Origin of the sequence: Lysinibacillus sphaericus, from assembly GCF_015844675.1 — a bacterium.
Taxonomy (GTDB): Bacteria; Bacillota; Bacilli; order Bacillales_A; family Planococcaceae; genus Lysinibacillus; species Lysinibacillus sphaericus_E.
In genome coordinates, this window is sequence record NZ_LDGC01000037.1 from 70692 (window position 1) to 86338 (window position 15647).

Genomic DNA, 15647 nt, shown 5'->3' on the forward strand with positions numbered 1-15647 from the left:
GAATGTTCTTTCGTCATCGTATCGCAGAACAAGAGTTGATGCAAATTAGAACGATTTTTTCATCGTAATTAATTTCATATCTGTCATTTCTTCGATTGCCCACTTAATGCCTTCACGACCATAGCCACTCATTTTTACGCCACCATATGGCATATTATCAACCCTGAAAGTCGGAATATCATTAATCATAACAGCACCTGCCTGTAATTCATCCGCTGCATATAATGCATCTTGTAAAACATTCGTATAAATTCCAGCATTTAAGCCAAGGTCCGACTCATTCACTAGTCGAATAGCGTCGTCTAATGTTTCATATGAAACAATTGAGACGATTGGCGCGAATGTTTCCTGACAAACAACTTTCATATTTGCCGTCACATTCGTCATTACAGTCGGCGTTAAAGTACGTTCCGTAAAAGTTCCTCCTGTAGCAACTACCGCCCCTTGTGACTTTGCTTCCTCAATCCATTGACGAATACGCTCAACTTCTTTTTGGTTAATCATTGCACTAACATCAGTATTTGTATCTAGTGGGTCACCTACCACCAATTTCTCTGCCTCAGCAACAAACGCCTTTGTAAATTCATCCATAATAGATGTGTGTACATAAATACGTTGTAAAGATATACAAACTTGTCCAGCAAAATTAAAGGCACCACTGACACAGCGCGAAATAATTTTATCAATTGGTGTCGACGGCTCGACAATTACTGCCGCATTGGAACCAAGTTCTAAAGTAACTTTACGCAAACCTACTTTTTCTTTAATGCTCAATCCAACTTTACCGCTTCCCGTGAATGTCACCTTTTTCACAAGCGGGTGAGTCACAAGTGTATCACTCAGCTCCCCACCGCTACCTGTAATAATTTGAAGCGCACCATTAGGTAAACCAGCTTGTTGGAAAATTTCCGCCATTACGATAGAACTTAATGGCGTTTGCGTCGCTGGCTTTAATACAACCGTATTTCCAACCGCAAAGGCAGGACCTAATTTATGTGCCACTAAATTAAAGGGAAAATTAAAAGGTGTAATGGCTGAAATTACACCTAGAGGCTCTCGCTTTGTCCAGCCAATACGATCTCCTGCCCCAGGTGCAGCATCCATCGGTACCGTTTCACCCTTTGCTTGCTTAGCTCCCTCTGCAGCAAATTGGTATGTTGCTATTGTACGTTCTATTTCAGTTAAACCTGCTGATATTGGTTTACCTGCCTCTAAAGCTAAAATTTCAGCTAATTCCTCTTTACGCTGGCGCATTATGTCGACCACTTTATACAATATTTCGGCACGTTCGTAGGCTGTTGTCTTTTTAAACGTTTGGAATGCCTCCTGAGCACCTTCGATTGCTCGTTCAACGTCAGAAATTGACGCCTTAGCTACCTTTGCAATAACCTCACCACTATAGGGTGATTTCAGTTCATATGTTTCCTTTGCGTTTTGCCACTCGCCATTCATCCAAAGTTTTGTTTCCTTCATCCTTCAAATGCACCTCCAAAAATCAAGTTCTTCTTTATTTTATCACGAAGAACTTGCTGCTACAGCTGCTGCACTTACTGCTGCGAACATTGCTGCCTGCTGTGCTTGAATTAGCAATTCAATGGATGACATGATTGACATTGATAAAGATTGTTGTACATTTGCCATATCATAAATAGCAATTTGTGTGGCCATAAATAACACAAATTCACGATGCCATTTTAATAGTTTCATACCCTTTAACTCTTGATATAAATCAACAATCTGTTGAATCTGTGCTTGATTCACTTCAAGGATTGCTAAAAAGCCCAGTAATGGATAATGCATCGCCTTGACCTTTACATCTTGATTTTTTAGTGTGTCACGGATCGTTACAACATTAGGCACTAACTTATTATCATATTGAGGTGATAAGAAAGTCAGTACTTGTGATAGCCATTGAAGCTCATTACCTGCATTAAAATTATACGTACGTAATTCTTTATAATAACGATTCATTGTTTCTGCACGTAGCTCCACATCGTTAGATTGGCTACTTAACAATACTGCATAAGGAATATCATCGTACGACGTTAAAAATCGATGGTGCTTGCGGATTGCATCAAATAATGCGCGTGCTACTTGTGCATGTGCACGTTTCTCACTTTCCTCTTCCGTTAAAAACTGTGCACCTATAAAACTAAAATTCCCGCTTCTGAATTTTACCTCTTTCATTATGCTAACGTTCGTCAGTAAATTTTTAACTGCTCGTTCTGTATCCTCTTGCTCCATCAAATTAGCAGCAATACTATAACCTACCGTCGTTCTTAACGGAGATGACCATGACGTTTGCTTTTTCATTTCTTGTAATACTTTTTTATATTTAACGGAATCAAAGGGTTTTCCAGATGCCACATATTTGCTAGCGATTGCCAACACAATTTTACGATCAACCGTCCGACCGACAGCCTTTGAGACATCCTCCACCGTACTTGTAAACTGATTTTCTATCATAACAAAGTCCATGTTTAACACGCTCCTTTTTCCATACTTACGTAATATATTGTCGAAAAGATTCAGCTGTTTTTTAAAAATCAGAACATAATTAAAACCTTCCATACGCTTTTTCCAGAAGAATGAACATAAAAAAAAGCGGCAATATTCTTGCCGCTGTCCTTAAAAGTAAATTTGCTTAATCACTTGTTCGGTGCACTTAAATTAATCTTAATTCTTTTAATTCATCTGCGGAAAAGGCTCTTGATCTTGTTAAAAACCTTTTACCTTCAACGCCTTCCAGTGAAAACATACCACCTCTACCGTCGACAACGTCCAAGATTATTTGTGTATGCTTCCAATAATCATATTGATTTTTATGCATGTAGAAGGAAGCACCACCAATCTCTCCAAGACAAACATCCTGGTCACCTAATAGTAAGTCTCCCTCTGGATAACACATTGGTGAGGAACCATCACAGCATCCACCTGATTGATGAAACATAATGGGCCCATGCTTTTCTTTCAATAATTCGATTAGTGCTAGCGCTTCTTTTGTTGCTAAAACACGCATGACCACGCTCATGCACCTCCCTACTAATTAGAAGAAGCCAAGTTTGTTTTCGCTGTAGCTAACTAATAAGTTTTTCGTTTGCTGATAATGCGCTAACATCATCTTATGGTTTTCACGACCAACACCCGACATTTTATAGCCACCGAACGCTGCATGTGCAGGATAAGCATGGTAGCAGTTTGTCCAAACACGCCCAGCTTGAATACCACGACCGAAGCGATAAGCCGTATTCATATCGCGCGTCCATACACCTGCACCTAAACCGTATAGTGTGTCATTTGCGATTTCTAATGCTTCCTCTTTTGTTTTAAATGTTGTTACGGCAACAACTGGCCCGAAGATTTCTTCTTGGAAAATACGCATTTTATTATGTCCTTTGAAGACAGTTGGCTTAATGTAGTAACCATTTTCAAAACCTGCTCCTACATTATTTTTCTCTCCTCCAATTAGACATTCTGCACCTTCTTGCTTACCAATATCTAAATAAGAAAGGATTTTTTCCATTTGCTCACTCGAAGCCTGCGCTCCCATCATCGTATTCGGATCAAGTGGATTCCCAACTTTAATCGCTTCAACACGTTGTAGGACGCGTTCCATAAATTTATCATAAATAGACTCTTGAATTATTGCACGAGAAGGACATGTACATACTTCACCTTGATTTAAGGCGAATAATACAAAGCCTTCAACTGCTTTATCTAAAAAGGCATCGTCTTCATCCATAATATCTTCAAAGAATATATTTGGTGACTTGCCGCCCAATTCTAATGTAACTGGAATAAGATTTTGTGAAGCATATTGCATAATTAAGCGACCTGTCGTAGTTTCACCAGTAAAGGCAATTTTGCCAATCCGTGGGTTCGATGCTAATGGTTTTCCTGCTTCTAAACCAAAGCCATTCACAACATTAAGTACGCCCGATGGTAATAAATCTTCTATTAATTCAACGAACACCATTATCGAAGCTGGCGTTTGCTCTGCAGGTTTCAACACTACACAGTTTCCAGCTGCAAGTGCAGGTGCTAGCTTCCAAACGGCCATTAATAACGGGAAATTCCATGGGATAATTTGACCTACTACCCCAATTGGCTCATGGAAATGATAAGCGACTGTATCATTATCGATTTGGCTTACCGCGCCTTCTTGTGCACGTAAAGCCCCCGCAAAATAACGGAAATGATCAATCGCAAGAGGGATATCTGCATTTAATGTCTCACGTACCGCTTTTCCGTTATCCCATGTTTCGGCAACGGCTAGCTTTTCTAAGTTTTGCTCTATGCGGTCCGCAATTTTAAGTAAAATGTTTGCACGCTCTGTTGGAGATGTTTTGCCCCATTCTTCTTTTGCGGCATGTGCTGCATCAACTGCAAGCTCAATATCCTCAGCAGTAGAACGAGCTAATTGTGTAAAAACTTGTCCAGTAACAGGTGTAACATTATCAAAGTATTGTCCTTTCACTGGAGGTGTCCATTCCCCACCAATGTAATTTTCATATTTCTCTTTGAATTGAACTACCGATCCTTCAGTGTTTGGAAATGCATAAACCATTTTACTTCTCCCCTTTACACAAAATAATGAGAAAATAATCTACAAAAATCATCAATTTCATCGAAATAACGATATTTTCATAGATACCCTCTTACTCAATATATTGTCAGAAACGAAGAATAATTTCAACTTTTTAAAATTTTATTGAATTAATACTGAAATCTATTCTTGAATCGATTATTCCTTGGCATAATAGCCTCTGGAATCGGCTTTGTGATTAGGCTTGCAAAGTGGTTTATATTTGCTAGAAAAGCTTCTAGGATTCACGGTTTGACCAACTATAATGTATACTTAAAAATAATATAAATGTATAGGAGAACAATATGCGGATTAATAAATATTTAAGTGAGACAGGCATTGTATCTCGTCGAGGCGCAGATAAATGGATAGAAGAAGGTAAAGTAACGATTAATGGTGAGCTTGCTACTGTCGGCAGTCAGGTTGAGGCTGGTGATATGGTTTGCGTTGATGGAAAAGAGGTAAAAAAAGAAGAACAGCTCGTTTATATTGCCTTAAACAAACCAGTAGGAATTACAAGCACAACTGAACGTCATATTAAAGGAAATGTCGTTGATTTTGTCAATCACCCTCTTCGTATTTTCCATATTGGACGACTAGATAAAGAGTCAGAAGGGCTATTATTATTGACTAACGATGGAGACATCGTCAATAAGATTTTACGTGCAGAAAACCATCACGAAAAAGAATATATCGTGCAAGTTGATAAACCTATTACGGAGCAATTTATAAAGAAAATGGGCGCTGGTGTAGATATTTTAGATACTACAACCCTACCTTGTCATGTTGAAAAAATATCTGATAAAGTCTTTAAAATTATTTTAGAGCAAGGCTTAAACCGTCAAATACGTCGTATGTGTTCAGCGCTTGGCTACTCCGTTAAACGTCTACAACGCATTCGTATTATGAATATAAAGCTTGGCAATTTAAAAGTTGGACAGTGGCGCGATTTAACAGACAAAGAACGAACAGAACTATTCAAACTACTTAAATACACACCAAAATAAAGCCATTTAAGGGGATGGGACTATGCTGTCAATTCAAAGTACCGAGCAATTAACCGGAGCACGTATTAGCGGTGATTTTTGGGATCTAGATGAGCTGATTAATGCCATTTACAAAATAACTGGTGATGAAAACAAGTATTATGATTATCAAGGAGCGCGTTTTCGTATTCTTAGCGTTTGTTATAATCTCCGTCAAGCTGCCAAGGGGGAGCATCAGCTTGAGTTTGTTAGCAACGGGCTCAATAAAAGTGTTCTGACACAGCATGAACTAATTTTCCCTAACAAAAATGCTTATTTCGCAGCAGAGATTCTTTGGCCAGAGCTTATTTTTACTGCTATCTCATTAAATGACTTCATTCGTTTGCATCAAGAGCTAATTGATTCTTCTGATTGGAATATTGACGTTGCCACAATTCGTAAATTCCAAGCAGCTGTTGCAAATTGTTTAGAGCAGCATCTCCATGAAGATGAATACTTAGTATTTTTAAGAATGCTGCACACTAAAAGTCCATTAACATTCCGTTATGCAACACAGTATGTAGACGTTTTAAATCTTGAGTATATTCATTTAAATTTAGAGGCACGTAAAGCTCACTTAGCGGCATTTGCTCTGCGCTTGATGTTAGAAGACGATGAATATGTAGCGTTAAAATCGCAGCTCATGGAAGTTGCGATGACTACAAAAAAAGCGTTACATGAAATTGAAATTAAAGCTGATTATCCTGAAACTATTTTGTGGTAGATAGAAAGAGCCGACACATATTAAACATTAAAGTGATATGCCCGAAAACATACGCTATGTGAGCGGTTGATTGGAGTGTAGGTTGGGCAACTCTTTGGGGATCAGCGATAGGGGAACGAAGGCTAAAAGCATCACGTCCTGTGATAAAGCCATCGTGACCAACATCCAAATGTTTTATCTGCGCGAAAGCGAAGCGTCAGCAACAAATGTTTTAACTGCGCGAAAGCGAAGCGTCAGCAACAAATGTTTTATCTGTGCGAAAGCGAAGCGTCAGCAACAAATGTTTTATCTGTGCGAAAGCGAAGCGTCAGCAAAAAAGTGCCCAGCCGAAACGGAAATCAACCCCTCGTTTTGCCTAAGAGCCATACCTTATTAATTTGACACCATTAATATAATCATTTTTAATAGTATGAGCCGTCTCAAATGATTTTGAGACGGCTACTTTTCTTCTATTCTTGAATTGTCGTGTAAGCCATTTTTCGAATAACTTCCTCGTGCTGTGGATAGTCAATTAATAGCTCATCCTGTGTAAATAATTCGAAGTCTTCAAAGTCAAAGCCGGGTGCAACCATACAGCCTACTAAACTAAAAGTATTTGCATCCTCTACGGATGAGCCAAATATAGTATTTTTCGGTACCGCGATTTGTGGTACTTCTCCTGCCTCTACATTTAATCCAAGCTTCTTCGCCTCATATGTACCATCCGGGAAAATCATATGGACCGTTAGTGGGCTGCCAGCATGATAATACCAAAGCTCGTCTGATTTCAAGCGATGCAAATGCGATATATCCTGTGAACGTAATAAGAAATAAATACTCGTATAAATTGGTCTCTGTACATCTCTTACAGCCATATCATCAGATGCCCGAAACGAGGATATATAGTACCCTCCTTCAGGATGCTCTGCTAAATTTAATTTTTCAATAAAATATTGTGCTGAATACTTCATACAACATCACTCCTTTCTTCCACATTACCAAATAATAAACGACGAATGCTACTGCTATTTCGTCGCTGACTATTCTATCCGTCGTTTTGATCATTCCATCCGTCGCTTCGACTTCTTTCCGTCACTTTGATCATTCTATCCGTCGTTTAGCCCTTTCTTTCCGTCGCCTTGACTGGTCTATCCGTCGCTCTAGCCTTTCTATCCGTCGCTTCGACTTCTTTCCGTCACTTTGATCATTCTATCCGTCGTTTAGCCCTTTCTTTCCGTCGCCTTGACTGGTCTATCCGTCGCTCTAGCCTTTCTATCCGTCGCTTCGACTTCTTTCCGTCACTTTGATCATTCTATCGGTCGCTTTGCCCTTTCTTTCCGTCGCCTTGACTGGTCTATCCGTCGCTCTAGCCTTTCCATCCGTCGCTTCGACTTCTTTCCTTCACCTTGATCATTCTATCGTTCGCTTTGCCCTTTCTTTCCGTCGCCTTGATAATTTTACGTCTCTCTAGCCCTTCTATTCTTCACTTTAACATTTCTATCGTCTGCTCATTCCTCCGATTATACGAAAAAAGACGTCCCAAAAATTGAGACGCCTTCTCCCTCTATAAACCACCTAAATAAGCGGCCTTTACTTGGTCACTCTCTTGAAGCTCTTTTGCTGTACCTGATAATACAATACGACCCGTTTCAAGTACGTACGCACGATGCGCTACCGATAATGCCATATTCGCATTTTGCTCAACAAGCAATACAGTTGTGCCTTCTTTGTTGACTTGCTCAATAATATTAAAAATATTTTTTACCATGAGTGGCGCAAGTCCCATTGAAGGTTCATCCATTAATAACAATTTCGGTTTTGCCATTATTGCTCGCCCCATCGCTAGCATCTGCTGCTCACCGCCGGACAATGTACCTGATTGCTGTTTCCGACGTTCGAAAAGACGTGGGAATAGTTCAAACACATGATCCATATCTTTTTTAATGCCAGCCTTATCGTTGCGAAGATATGCGCCTAGCTCTAAGTTTTCCTCAACAGACATATTGGCAAAAACACGACGCCCCTCTGGAACATGTGAAATGCCTGATTTTACTATTGTCTGTGCAGCCTTCCCTGCGATAGAGAAGCCTTCATATTCAATGATGCCACCCTTTGGTTTTAATAGGCCCGACAATGTTTTTAATAATGTACTTTTACCAGCACCGTTTGCACCGATTAACGTTACGATTTCACCCTCATTTACTTCTAAAGAGAGGCCCTTTAATGCTTGAATATTACCGTAAAATACATCTATATTTTGTACTTTTAGCATTAGCTGATAACCTCCTCACCAAGGTACGCTTCAATTACCTTTGAATTGTTGCGAATTTCTTCTGGTGTCCCATCTGCGATTAGTTGACCATGATCGAGCACATATATACGTTCACATATCCCCATAACTAAGCTCATATCATGCTCAATTAGAAGAATGGTTAAGCCAAACTCTTTACGAATAAACGCTATTAATTCCATTAAGTCTTGCGTTTCCTGCGGGTTCATCCCTGCTGCAGGCTCATCCAATAAAAGTAGCTTAGGTTTTGCAGCTAGGGCACGAGCAATTTCTAATCGGCGCTGCATCCCATAAGGTAAATTTTTCGCAAGCTCATCCTTATAAACATCTAGACCAAAGATTTTTAGAAACTCAATAGATTGATGCTCCATTTCTGCCTCACCTTTAAAATGATTCGGCAAGCGGAAAATGGAAGACCACATAGAATGCTTCGCAAGCGAATGGTTCGCTACCTTAACATTATCTAAAACAGATAGCTCCTTAAATAAACGAATATTTTGGAACGTACGGCTAATACCTTTTTGTGTTACTTGATATGGTGCAAGCCCGTTCAACTTTATACCGTCAAATGTAATCGCGCCCTCCGTTGGCATATACACTCCGGTAAGCATGTTAAAGCTAGTTGTTTTACCAGCACCATTGGGCCCTATAAGACCTACTAGTTCCCCTTGATTTAGGTACATATTAACGCCCTGTACCGCCTTTAAACCACCGAATTGAATGCCCATGTTTTCAACATTGATAAGAAGGTTTCTAGCCATTATTTTGTACCTCCTTTTTTACCAAACTTAAATAAATCCGCAACTTCTTTTGTTCCCATTAACCCTGTTGGGCGATATAGCATTACGACTATTAATACTAAACTGTAAATAATCATACGTGTTTCTGGGAAGTTTGCTAGATATGCTGAGACTACTGTTAAGAAAATAGCTGCGATGACAGATCCAGAAAGACTTCCTAAGCCACCAAGAACTACAAAGATTAAAATATCAAATGATTTTAAGAAACCGAAAGTTGTCGGTTGGATAATGTAAAAGTTATGTGCAAAAATGGCCCCTGCAAGGCCGGCGAAGAAGGAACCTATCGCAAAAGCTACAACTTTATAGTAGGTTGTATTAATACCCATTGCATCTGCTGCAATTTCGTCCTCACGAATCGATATACATGCGCGTCCATGACGTGAATTCGTAAAGTTTGAGATGACTAAAATTGTTAGAACAACACCTATGAATGCATAAGACCAGTTTGATAAATATAGAACCTGCATCCCTGCCGCGCCACCAACATAGTCCGTATTTAAAAAGATAATACGTATAATTTCCGCAAAACCAAGCGTGGCAATTGCTAAATAGTCACCCTTTAAACGTAATGTCGGAATACCTACGATTAAACCTGCTACAGCTGCTGCTAATGCCCCTAAAAAAATAGCTAATGGGAACGGAAGCAATAGCTTAGTTGTAATAATTGCAGAAACATATGCTCCAACTGCTAAGAAACCGGCATGCCCAATCGAGAATTGACCAGTAATCCCAATGACAATATGCAAACTGACCGCAAGCATGATGTTAATACACATTGTGATCAACATATTTTGATAGTAAATATCGAGAATGTTTGTAGAAATAAGGATTTGAACAACTGCATAGATGACTAGCGCTAATACGGCATAGCCCCAGAAAACTTTAGACTTTTTCATCATTACCGCTCACCTACACTTTCTCACGGGCATTTTTACCAAAGATACCCGATGGTCTGAAGATTAAAATTAAAATTAAAATAACGAATGCCGCTGCATCGCGCCATAAAGAGAAACCAAGTGCACTTACTAATGATTCCACTACACCTAACAACATACCTCCAACCATAGCACCTGGTATAATCCCAATACCACCAAGTACCGCGGCGATAAACGCTTTAACCCCTGGAATAACACCCATTAATGGATCTATTTTCGTATAGTAAACACCAAAGATAACACCTGCTGCACCAGCTAGAGCAGAACCAATCGCGAATGTTGCTGAAATTGTATTATCTACGTTAATACCCATTAAACGTGCTGCATCTGCATCATGAGAAACCGCACGCATCGCTTTCCCGATTTTAGTTTTATGTACGATGAATTGTAAAAGAATCATCAGTACAATTGCTACAGATAAAATTAATATTGATGTACTACTGATTTGAACACCGAAAACATCAAATGATTTATTTGTAATGACTTCAGGGTATGCAGCCGGTTGCGCACCTCTGAAGTAGATCGTTGTATATTCAATTAGTAGCGATACACCTATTGCCGTAATTAAAGCAGCAATACGTGTAGCATTTCGTAAACGCTTATAAGCAATACGTTCAATTAAAACACCAAAGATTGCACAGACCACCATCGCCAATAATAGCGCTGAGAAGAAGCCAAGCTCCCATTTAGCAATTGCGTAAAAGCCAATAAATGACCCAATCATGAAAACATCACCGTGGGCAAAGTTGATCAGCTTAATAATCCCGTATACCATCGTATACCCTAGCGCTATTAATGCGTAGATACTACCTAGTGAAATACCGTTCACAAGCTGCTGTATCCATTCCATGAGCGTTCACTCCCTTTATTTTTCTGAAAAATGCAAAAATAGAATTTACTACTACATGTTATTATTGAAAATAGAGTAAATTGTGTCGTCTTTAAAAAATTTTTTTCATGGTCTATCTAGCAATCTCGCTTTAGAGAAATTGCGTCCGGATTTTGAACACTTAATGAAACTATATACGCATTCATCTCATCACCTTCAATGGCGAGAGCCTTCACTTTATGAAGGTAAAACATAAAAAGGGAGGCGTGTTTACCCGCCTCCCCTTGCCAAGAAAACATTAAGGATTAACTTTAGAGTTGAACACTTGTTTACCGTCTTTAAATTCAAGAACTGTTGCTGTTTTAATTGGATTATGATTTTCGTCAACCGAGAAAGTACCCGTTACTAAAGAAAGATCTTTTGTGTCAGCTAAAGCAGTTTTAATAGCTTCCCCGTCCGTAGAGCCTGCTCGCTTAATAGCATCCGCAATGTAGTAAATTGTGTCATAGCCAAGTGCATTGAATGCATCTGGTGCTTTATCACTGTTCGCTGCTTTAAATGCCTTTACGAAATCTTGAATTTTTTGATCTGGATCTTCTGCAGAATAGTGGTTTGTGATATACGTGTTATTCAGCGCTTTCGCACCAGCTAGTTCAACTAAAGTTGGCGAATCCCAACCGTCAGCCCCCATCAAGGGAACATCGATACCCATTTCACGTGCTTGTTTAACAATTAAACCAACCTCTTCATAGTATCCTGGGATAAAGATAAAGTCTGGTTTAGCTGCTTTAATATTTGTTAATTGTGTACGGAAGTCAGTATCCTTAGCGACATACGCTTCTTCTTCTACAACTTTCCCACCATTTTTAGTGATTGTATCTTTAAATGATTTTGCTAAACCTTTTGCATAGTCAGATGCGTTGTCCGCAAAAATAGCTACATTTTTAGCTTTCAATTCACCTGAAGCGAAGTTCGCTGCTACAATCCCTTGGAATGGGTCAATGAAACAAGTACGGAATGCATACTCGTTAACGCTATCATCATCATTGACTGTAATGTTAGGAGCAGTACCTGAACCTGTAACAATCGGGATTTTATTGCTGTTCGCTATTTGAACAGTAGCAACTGTATTACCAGAAGTTGCTGGAGCTAGCATTGCTACTACTTTATCTTGTGTTGCTAGTTTAAGAGCCGCTGCAGTAGCCTCTGAGTTTTCAGATTTGTTATCTACTTTAATAAGCTCAATCTTTTTACCGTCGATTCCGCCCTTATCATTAATTTCTTTAACTGCTAGGTCTGCACCTACACCAATCGAAGAACCATAAGAAGCTACGTTCCCTGAAAGCTCTAAGTTTGCACCGATTTTAATCGTATCACCGTCAGAAGAACCACCACCTGATGATGACCCTCCTCCTGAACTTGAACTACCTCCGCCACCACAGCCAGCAAGAACTCCCGCAAGTAGTGAAGATGCAACTAGAAGTGAGCCAAACTTTTTAAGCTTTTTGTTCTCTCTCATAATTTTATTCCCCCTAGAATTTTCTCAAATATTAGATATTTCAGATAATTATAAACAATTAATAGCGTTTGCTCAATAACAAAAATAACCAAAATTATAATTTATAACTATCTATCTTTAAGTAAATCAAAATATTATTCATTTAGGACTTTTACATTGTAAAACATTCCTTATATTTAGTCTAGAGTGATTTTTCAGTATAATTAGTAATTTGTGAATTATCTATTAATTTATTGCGAATATTCATACAAACCTATTATTTCCGATAAAGTCTCGTAAAAAGAGGTCATAAATCGCATGATTTAGAATATCAGGCACTAAAATGGTTGCTATTTATTACCTAGGAAATAAAGAAAAGTAGAGGGAGTAATCATCGGTCGTTTGCTTTTAGTCTCGGCATAATTGTGTCCGTCGGAAAGAAATAAAAAAAACTTAGAATTATTGCTCAGCTCTAAGCTTTTTTTAGTGCAAACACACAGAGGCGTTCGTTAATATTTGTTTCATTTTCAAGATGGACCTCATGGATTAATTCGAAAGGTGTCCCATGATGTAAAAACTGCAAATAATCATATGGTGGGTAGTATAAAATAATATGAATTTCGCGCATATGCAGTTCAAAAGACTTCCAAATATTGTGAATAACTGTACGGAAAATATTGATTGAAAACGGATTAAAGAAAAAGAAAACCGTGTCGCATGGTTGTATAGCATAGTCTTCCGCTATTGAATGAATAAAGGAAATCTGAGCTTGAGCACTCTTCTTTTGAAGATAGCTCTTTTTATTATTCTCAGCCTCTGCATAAAAACCTGCATCCATTTCTACCCCAATTGTAGGAATATGAAATTTATGATGTACATAAATAGGGACTCTCCCTTTTCCACATCCCATATCAATAAACACTGGATGATCAGGCATTTCATACTCCGAAAATAATTGTTCTAAGCCAGTATACGGTGTTGGCTCATAGCGATGGTAGTGAGCTAGTTTCGGGAATCCGTATTGGTCACCTACTGTGTTAATATGTAAACATTTATCAAATTGATGTTCATTCATACTATTACTCCTAAAAAAGAATGATTAATTTTACCACGATAAAAAGGAAAAACCATACCCAAAAGTTTTGGATATGGTTTTTTTTAACGACCTCTTCGGTTAAATTTTAAAACAAAGAGCAGTGCAACTATTAACAACGCAAAACAAACAATCGCTGTAAGAACTGTATTTTTATCGATAACGGTTCCTTGCTTTAGTTGCTCATCGCCTTGGTTCGGCCACATAGGTCCTTCATTTTGGTCAGGTCGTTGCATTGGGCCACCACCATTTGGTCTTTCTCCCTTATTATCGCCATTTTGATTAAACGGAGGGGCTTGTGAAGGATCAAAATCCTCTGGCATTTGATTCGGATCAAAGTCATCTGGTCTTTGCATCGGAATGTTCATGTCACCCATTTCGCCTGGATTAGGCATTGCCATATTCCCTTGTGTTGTTGCTTCCACAACAAGTTCCCCTGACAGCTGCTTTAAAATAGATTCGGAGCGCTGCTTTGCAAATTCAGGGAGACTCTTTTCCCCTTCTACCGCTTCTATAAATTGTTCTGTTGTAGAGAATTTCGTAGGGTCTGCTTCCACATACGTTGTTAATAGCAATGCTAATTTTTTGGTAATGTTGTGTACGTTATCTTCTGTTAAGTAATTAGTCGCTATCTCTTCTAAATAGCCTTCATATTTTGCACGATACTCTTCATTGGAAAGTAAGGCGTTCAATAGCGTCCGCTCCTCTAAAGTTGTGCCAGATACAGGTGTAGTCACACTAAAGTTAATAGCGCTATCTTCCATCAAATCCCCAGACAATCCAAATCCCATATTGAGTCCACCCCGATTCCGGTCAGCATTTGGCTGTTGCTGTTGACCATTATTCGGAGGCTTCATTTCGGATTTATCATTTATCTGTGCATCATTAGGTGCTTTTATATCGGCATTGTCTTGGATTTTATTGTTGCCACCCATTCTACCACCAACACCAAAGCCGCCAAACGACATATTAAAATCCCATGGTATAATCGAAAACATACCATTTTCCTCATACAAATAGTAATTATGTTTCATAGTTCCCTGATAACTATCAAGATTCACGAGTGCTGTGTTCATAGCAAAGTAACGCAGCATTTCATCGACATCAATATATTTTTCGATATTACCGCCATTATTAATGGCTTCAATCATTTCAATGAATTTTGATTCATCGACATTGCCTTCGTTCGTTTTTAAGCCAATTCCCGTATAATCAGCAATATCATCACTAATATATTTTAAATCACTGCCTGTCCCATCTGGCTTAAACAAAAATCCATCATTAGAGCCGTAGTTATTTGCCAGGAATGTTTCATCCACCGCTTCTACCCCTAAAAATAAACCTCGATCCTTACCATTCACTGTGACATACATATATGAATGAGCGGGTGTAGGCAATCCCATTTGTTCCATGAGCTCATAAGAAACATATTCTCGCATTAATGTTGTATCACTGAAATTATTGTTTAAATTTAATTTTTTCAAGCCATATAAACTTTGTGTATCATCGTAATAATCGAAATCTATTTTTAAGCTATATCGATCCGAGTCGCTATTTACAATCGAGTTCAGTGATGAACTTCCTTTTGTACGAATAGCTACATTCTCTATTCTCTTGCCATTTACCGTGATATTAGCTTGCTTCAACTCCTTATCTGCTGCACTTTCTAGCATGTCTGTCCAATCTTCCTCGGCTATTTCAATATCTAATGTTGTTACTTTATTTTTATTAAATACAATAGTCTCATAGGAAAACTCGGTATTTTTCGTTTCAATGCCCGCGTTTGGAAGCACAGCAAATACAACAACAAAGAGGAGTAGCAGAATTGCCATACAAATATAGACAACCCGTGTTTTAATCATCATCTGCACCTCTCTTCATAGTAGAAA

At 38.7% G+C, this 15647-nt stretch carries 15 protein-coding genes; 3 read left to right on the forward strand and 12 right to left on the reverse strand.

The features are described from left to right. Positions 1-45: 45 nt before the first annotated feature. From ABE34_RS11380 to adh, 4 genes are all read right to left on the reverse strand, one after another. The gene (locus ABE34_RS11380) at positions 46-1473 is read right to left on the reverse strand and encodes an aldehyde dehydrogenase family protein (protein WP_197142573.1); all 1428 of its coding nucleotides are present in this window, start codon (positions 1471-1473) and stop codon (positions 46-48) included. A 42-nt stretch (positions 1474-1515) separates the two neighbouring features. Beyond that, positions 1516-2478, reverse strand: coding sequence for a DUF4003 family protein (locus tag ABE34_RS11385; RefSeq protein WP_197142575.1), 963 nt, complete (start codon positions 2476-2478; stop codon positions 1516-1518). A gap of 187 nt (positions 2479-2665) precedes the next feature. Continuing rightward, positions 2666-3025, reverse strand: a complete 360-nt coding sequence (locus ABE34_RS11390; protein ID WP_197142577.1) for a DUF779 domain-containing protein — start codon at positions 3023-3025, stop codon at positions 2666-2668. Between the two features lie 21 nt (positions 3026-3046). Continuing rightward, positions 3047-4567 carry an aldehyde dehydrogenase gene (adh, locus tag ABE34_RS11395; protein WP_197142579.1) on the reverse strand — a complete coding sequence of 507 codons (1521 nt, stop codon included), beginning with the start codon at positions 4565-4567 and terminating at the stop codon, positions 3047-3049. A 323-nt stretch (positions 4568-4890) separates the two neighbouring features. On the opposite strand from adh, the gene rluF reads away from it, so the two are divergent. The 3 genes from rluF (at position 4891) to ABE34_RS11410 (ending at position 6710) form a co-directional block, all read left to right on the forward strand. Next, positions 4891-5592, forward strand: coding sequence for a 23S rRNA pseudouridine(2604) synthase RluF (rluF, locus tag ABE34_RS11400; protein WP_197142581.1), 702 nt, complete (start codon positions 4891-4893; stop codon positions 5590-5592). A 22-nt stretch (positions 5593-5614) separates the two neighbouring features. Beyond that, the gene (locus ABE34_RS11405; RefSeq protein WP_197142583.1) at positions 5615-6334 is read left to right on the forward strand and encodes a DUF6904 family protein; all 720 of its coding nucleotides are present in this window, start codon (positions 5615-5617) and stop codon (positions 6332-6334) included. Positions 6335-6416: 82 nt separating this feature from the next. After that, positions 6417-6710: a hypothetical protein gene (locus tag ABE34_RS11410; RefSeq protein WP_197142585.1), complete on the forward strand. Its 294-nt coding sequence runs from the start codon at positions 6417-6419 to the stop codon at positions 6708-6710. A 73-nt stretch (positions 6711-6783) separates the two neighbouring features. On the opposite strand, the gene ABE34_RS11415 is transcribed toward ABE34_RS11410, so the two are convergent. The 8 genes from ABE34_RS11415 to ABE34_RS11450 all read right to left on the reverse strand — a co-directional run bounded on the left by ABE34_RS11415 (position 6784) and on the right by ABE34_RS11450 (position 15623). Next, positions 6784-7284 (reverse strand): cupin domain-containing protein, encoded by a 501-nt coding sequence (locus ABE34_RS11415; protein ID WP_197142586.1) that lies wholly within the window; start codon positions 7282-7284, stop codon positions 6784-6786. 593 nt (positions 7285-7877) lie between these two features. Next, positions 7878-8585, reverse strand: a complete 708-nt coding sequence (locus tag ABE34_RS11420; protein ID WP_197142588.1) for an ABC transporter ATP-binding protein — start codon at positions 8583-8585, stop codon at positions 7878-7880. Continuing rightward, a complete protein-coding gene (locus ABE34_RS11425) occupies positions 8585-9364 on the reverse strand; it encodes an ABC transporter ATP-binding protein (protein WP_197142590.1) in 780 nt (259 codons plus the stop codon). Before ABE34_RS11425 ends, ABE34_RS11420 begins: the two co-directional genes overlap by 1 nt. Next, positions 9364-10299, reverse strand: a complete 936-nt coding sequence (locus tag ABE34_RS11430) for a branched-chain amino acid ABC transporter permease (RefSeq protein ID WP_197142666.1) — start codon at positions 10297-10299, stop codon at positions 9364-9366. Before ABE34_RS11430 ends, ABE34_RS11425 begins: the two co-directional genes overlap by 1 nt. Positions 10300-10312: 13 nt before the next feature. Further along, on the reverse strand, positions 10313-11188 hold the full coding sequence (locus tag ABE34_RS11435) for a branched-chain amino acid ABC transporter permease (protein ID WP_197142592.1): 876 nt from the start codon (positions 11186-11188) through the stop codon (positions 10313-10315). A gap of 277 nt (positions 11189-11465) precedes the next feature. Continuing rightward, entirely contained in the window at positions 11466-12686 is a 1221-nt protein-coding gene (locus tag ABE34_RS11440; RefSeq protein WP_197142594.1) for an ABC transporter substrate-binding protein, read from the reverse strand. Positions 12687-13137: 451 nt separating this feature from the next. Continuing rightward, positions 13138-13740, reverse strand: a complete 603-nt coding sequence (locus ABE34_RS11445) for a class I SAM-dependent methyltransferase (RefSeq protein WP_197142596.1) — start codon at positions 13738-13740, stop codon at positions 13138-13140. An 83-nt stretch (positions 13741-13823) separates the two neighbouring features. Further along, the gene (locus ABE34_RS11450) at positions 13824-15623 is read right to left on the reverse strand and encodes a CotH kinase family protein (protein ID WP_241747040.1); all 1800 of its coding nucleotides are present in this window, start codon (positions 15621-15623) and stop codon (positions 13824-13826) included. Positions 15624-15647 lie beyond the last annotated feature (24 nt).

Bases quoted from the DNA above. Each gene is read 5' to 3' on its own strand.
- ABE34_RS11450 (WP_241747040.1), bottom strand. From the start codon at position 15,623: ATGATGATTAAAACACGGGTTGTCTATATTTGTATGGCAATTCTGCTA.
- ABE34_RS11415 (WP_197142586.1), bottom strand. From the start codon at position 7,284: ATGAAGTATTCAGCACAATATTTTATTGAAAAATTAAATTTAGCAGAG.
- ABE34_RS11440 (WP_197142594.1), bottom strand. From the start codon at position 12,686: ATGAGAGAGAACAAAAAGCTTAAAAAGTTTGGCTCACTTCTAGTTGCA.
- ABE34_RS11380 (WP_197142573.1), bottom strand. From the start codon at position 1,473: ATGAAGGAAACAAAACTTTGGATGAATGGCGAGTGGCAAAACGCAAAG.
- ABE34_RS11420 (WP_197142588.1), bottom strand. From the start codon at position 8,585: ATGCTAAAAGTACAAAATATAGATGTATTTTACGGTAATATTCAAGCA.
- ABE34_RS11430 (WP_197142666.1), bottom strand. From the start codon at position 10,299: ATGAAAAAGTCTAAAGTTTTCTGGGGCTATGCCGTATTAGCGCTAGTC.
- rluF (WP_197142581.1), top strand. From the start codon at position 4,891: ATGCGGATTAATAAATATTTAAGTGAGACAGGCATTGTATCTCGTCGA.
- ABE34_RS11385 (WP_197142575.1), bottom strand. From the start codon at position 2,478: ATGGACTTTGTTATGATAGAAAATCAGTTTACAAGTACGGTGGAGGAT.
- adh (WP_197142579.1), bottom strand. From the start codon at position 4,567: ATGGTTTATGCATTTCCAAACACTGAAGGATCGGTAGTTCAATTCAAA.
- ABE34_RS11435 (WP_197142592.1), bottom strand. From the start codon at position 11,188: ATGGAATGGATACAGCAGCTTGTGAACGGTATTTCACTAGGTAGTATC.
- ABE34_RS11445 (WP_197142596.1), bottom strand. From the start codon at position 13,740: ATGAATGAACATCAATTTGATAAATGTTTACATATTAACACAGTAGGT.
- ABE34_RS11425 (WP_197142590.1), bottom strand. From the start codon at position 9,364: ATGGCTAGAAACCTTCTTATCAATGTTGAAAACATGGGCATTCAATTC.
- ABE34_RS11405 (WP_197142583.1), top strand. From the start codon at position 5,615: ATGCTGTCAATTCAAAGTACCGAGCAATTAACCGGAGCACGTATTAGC.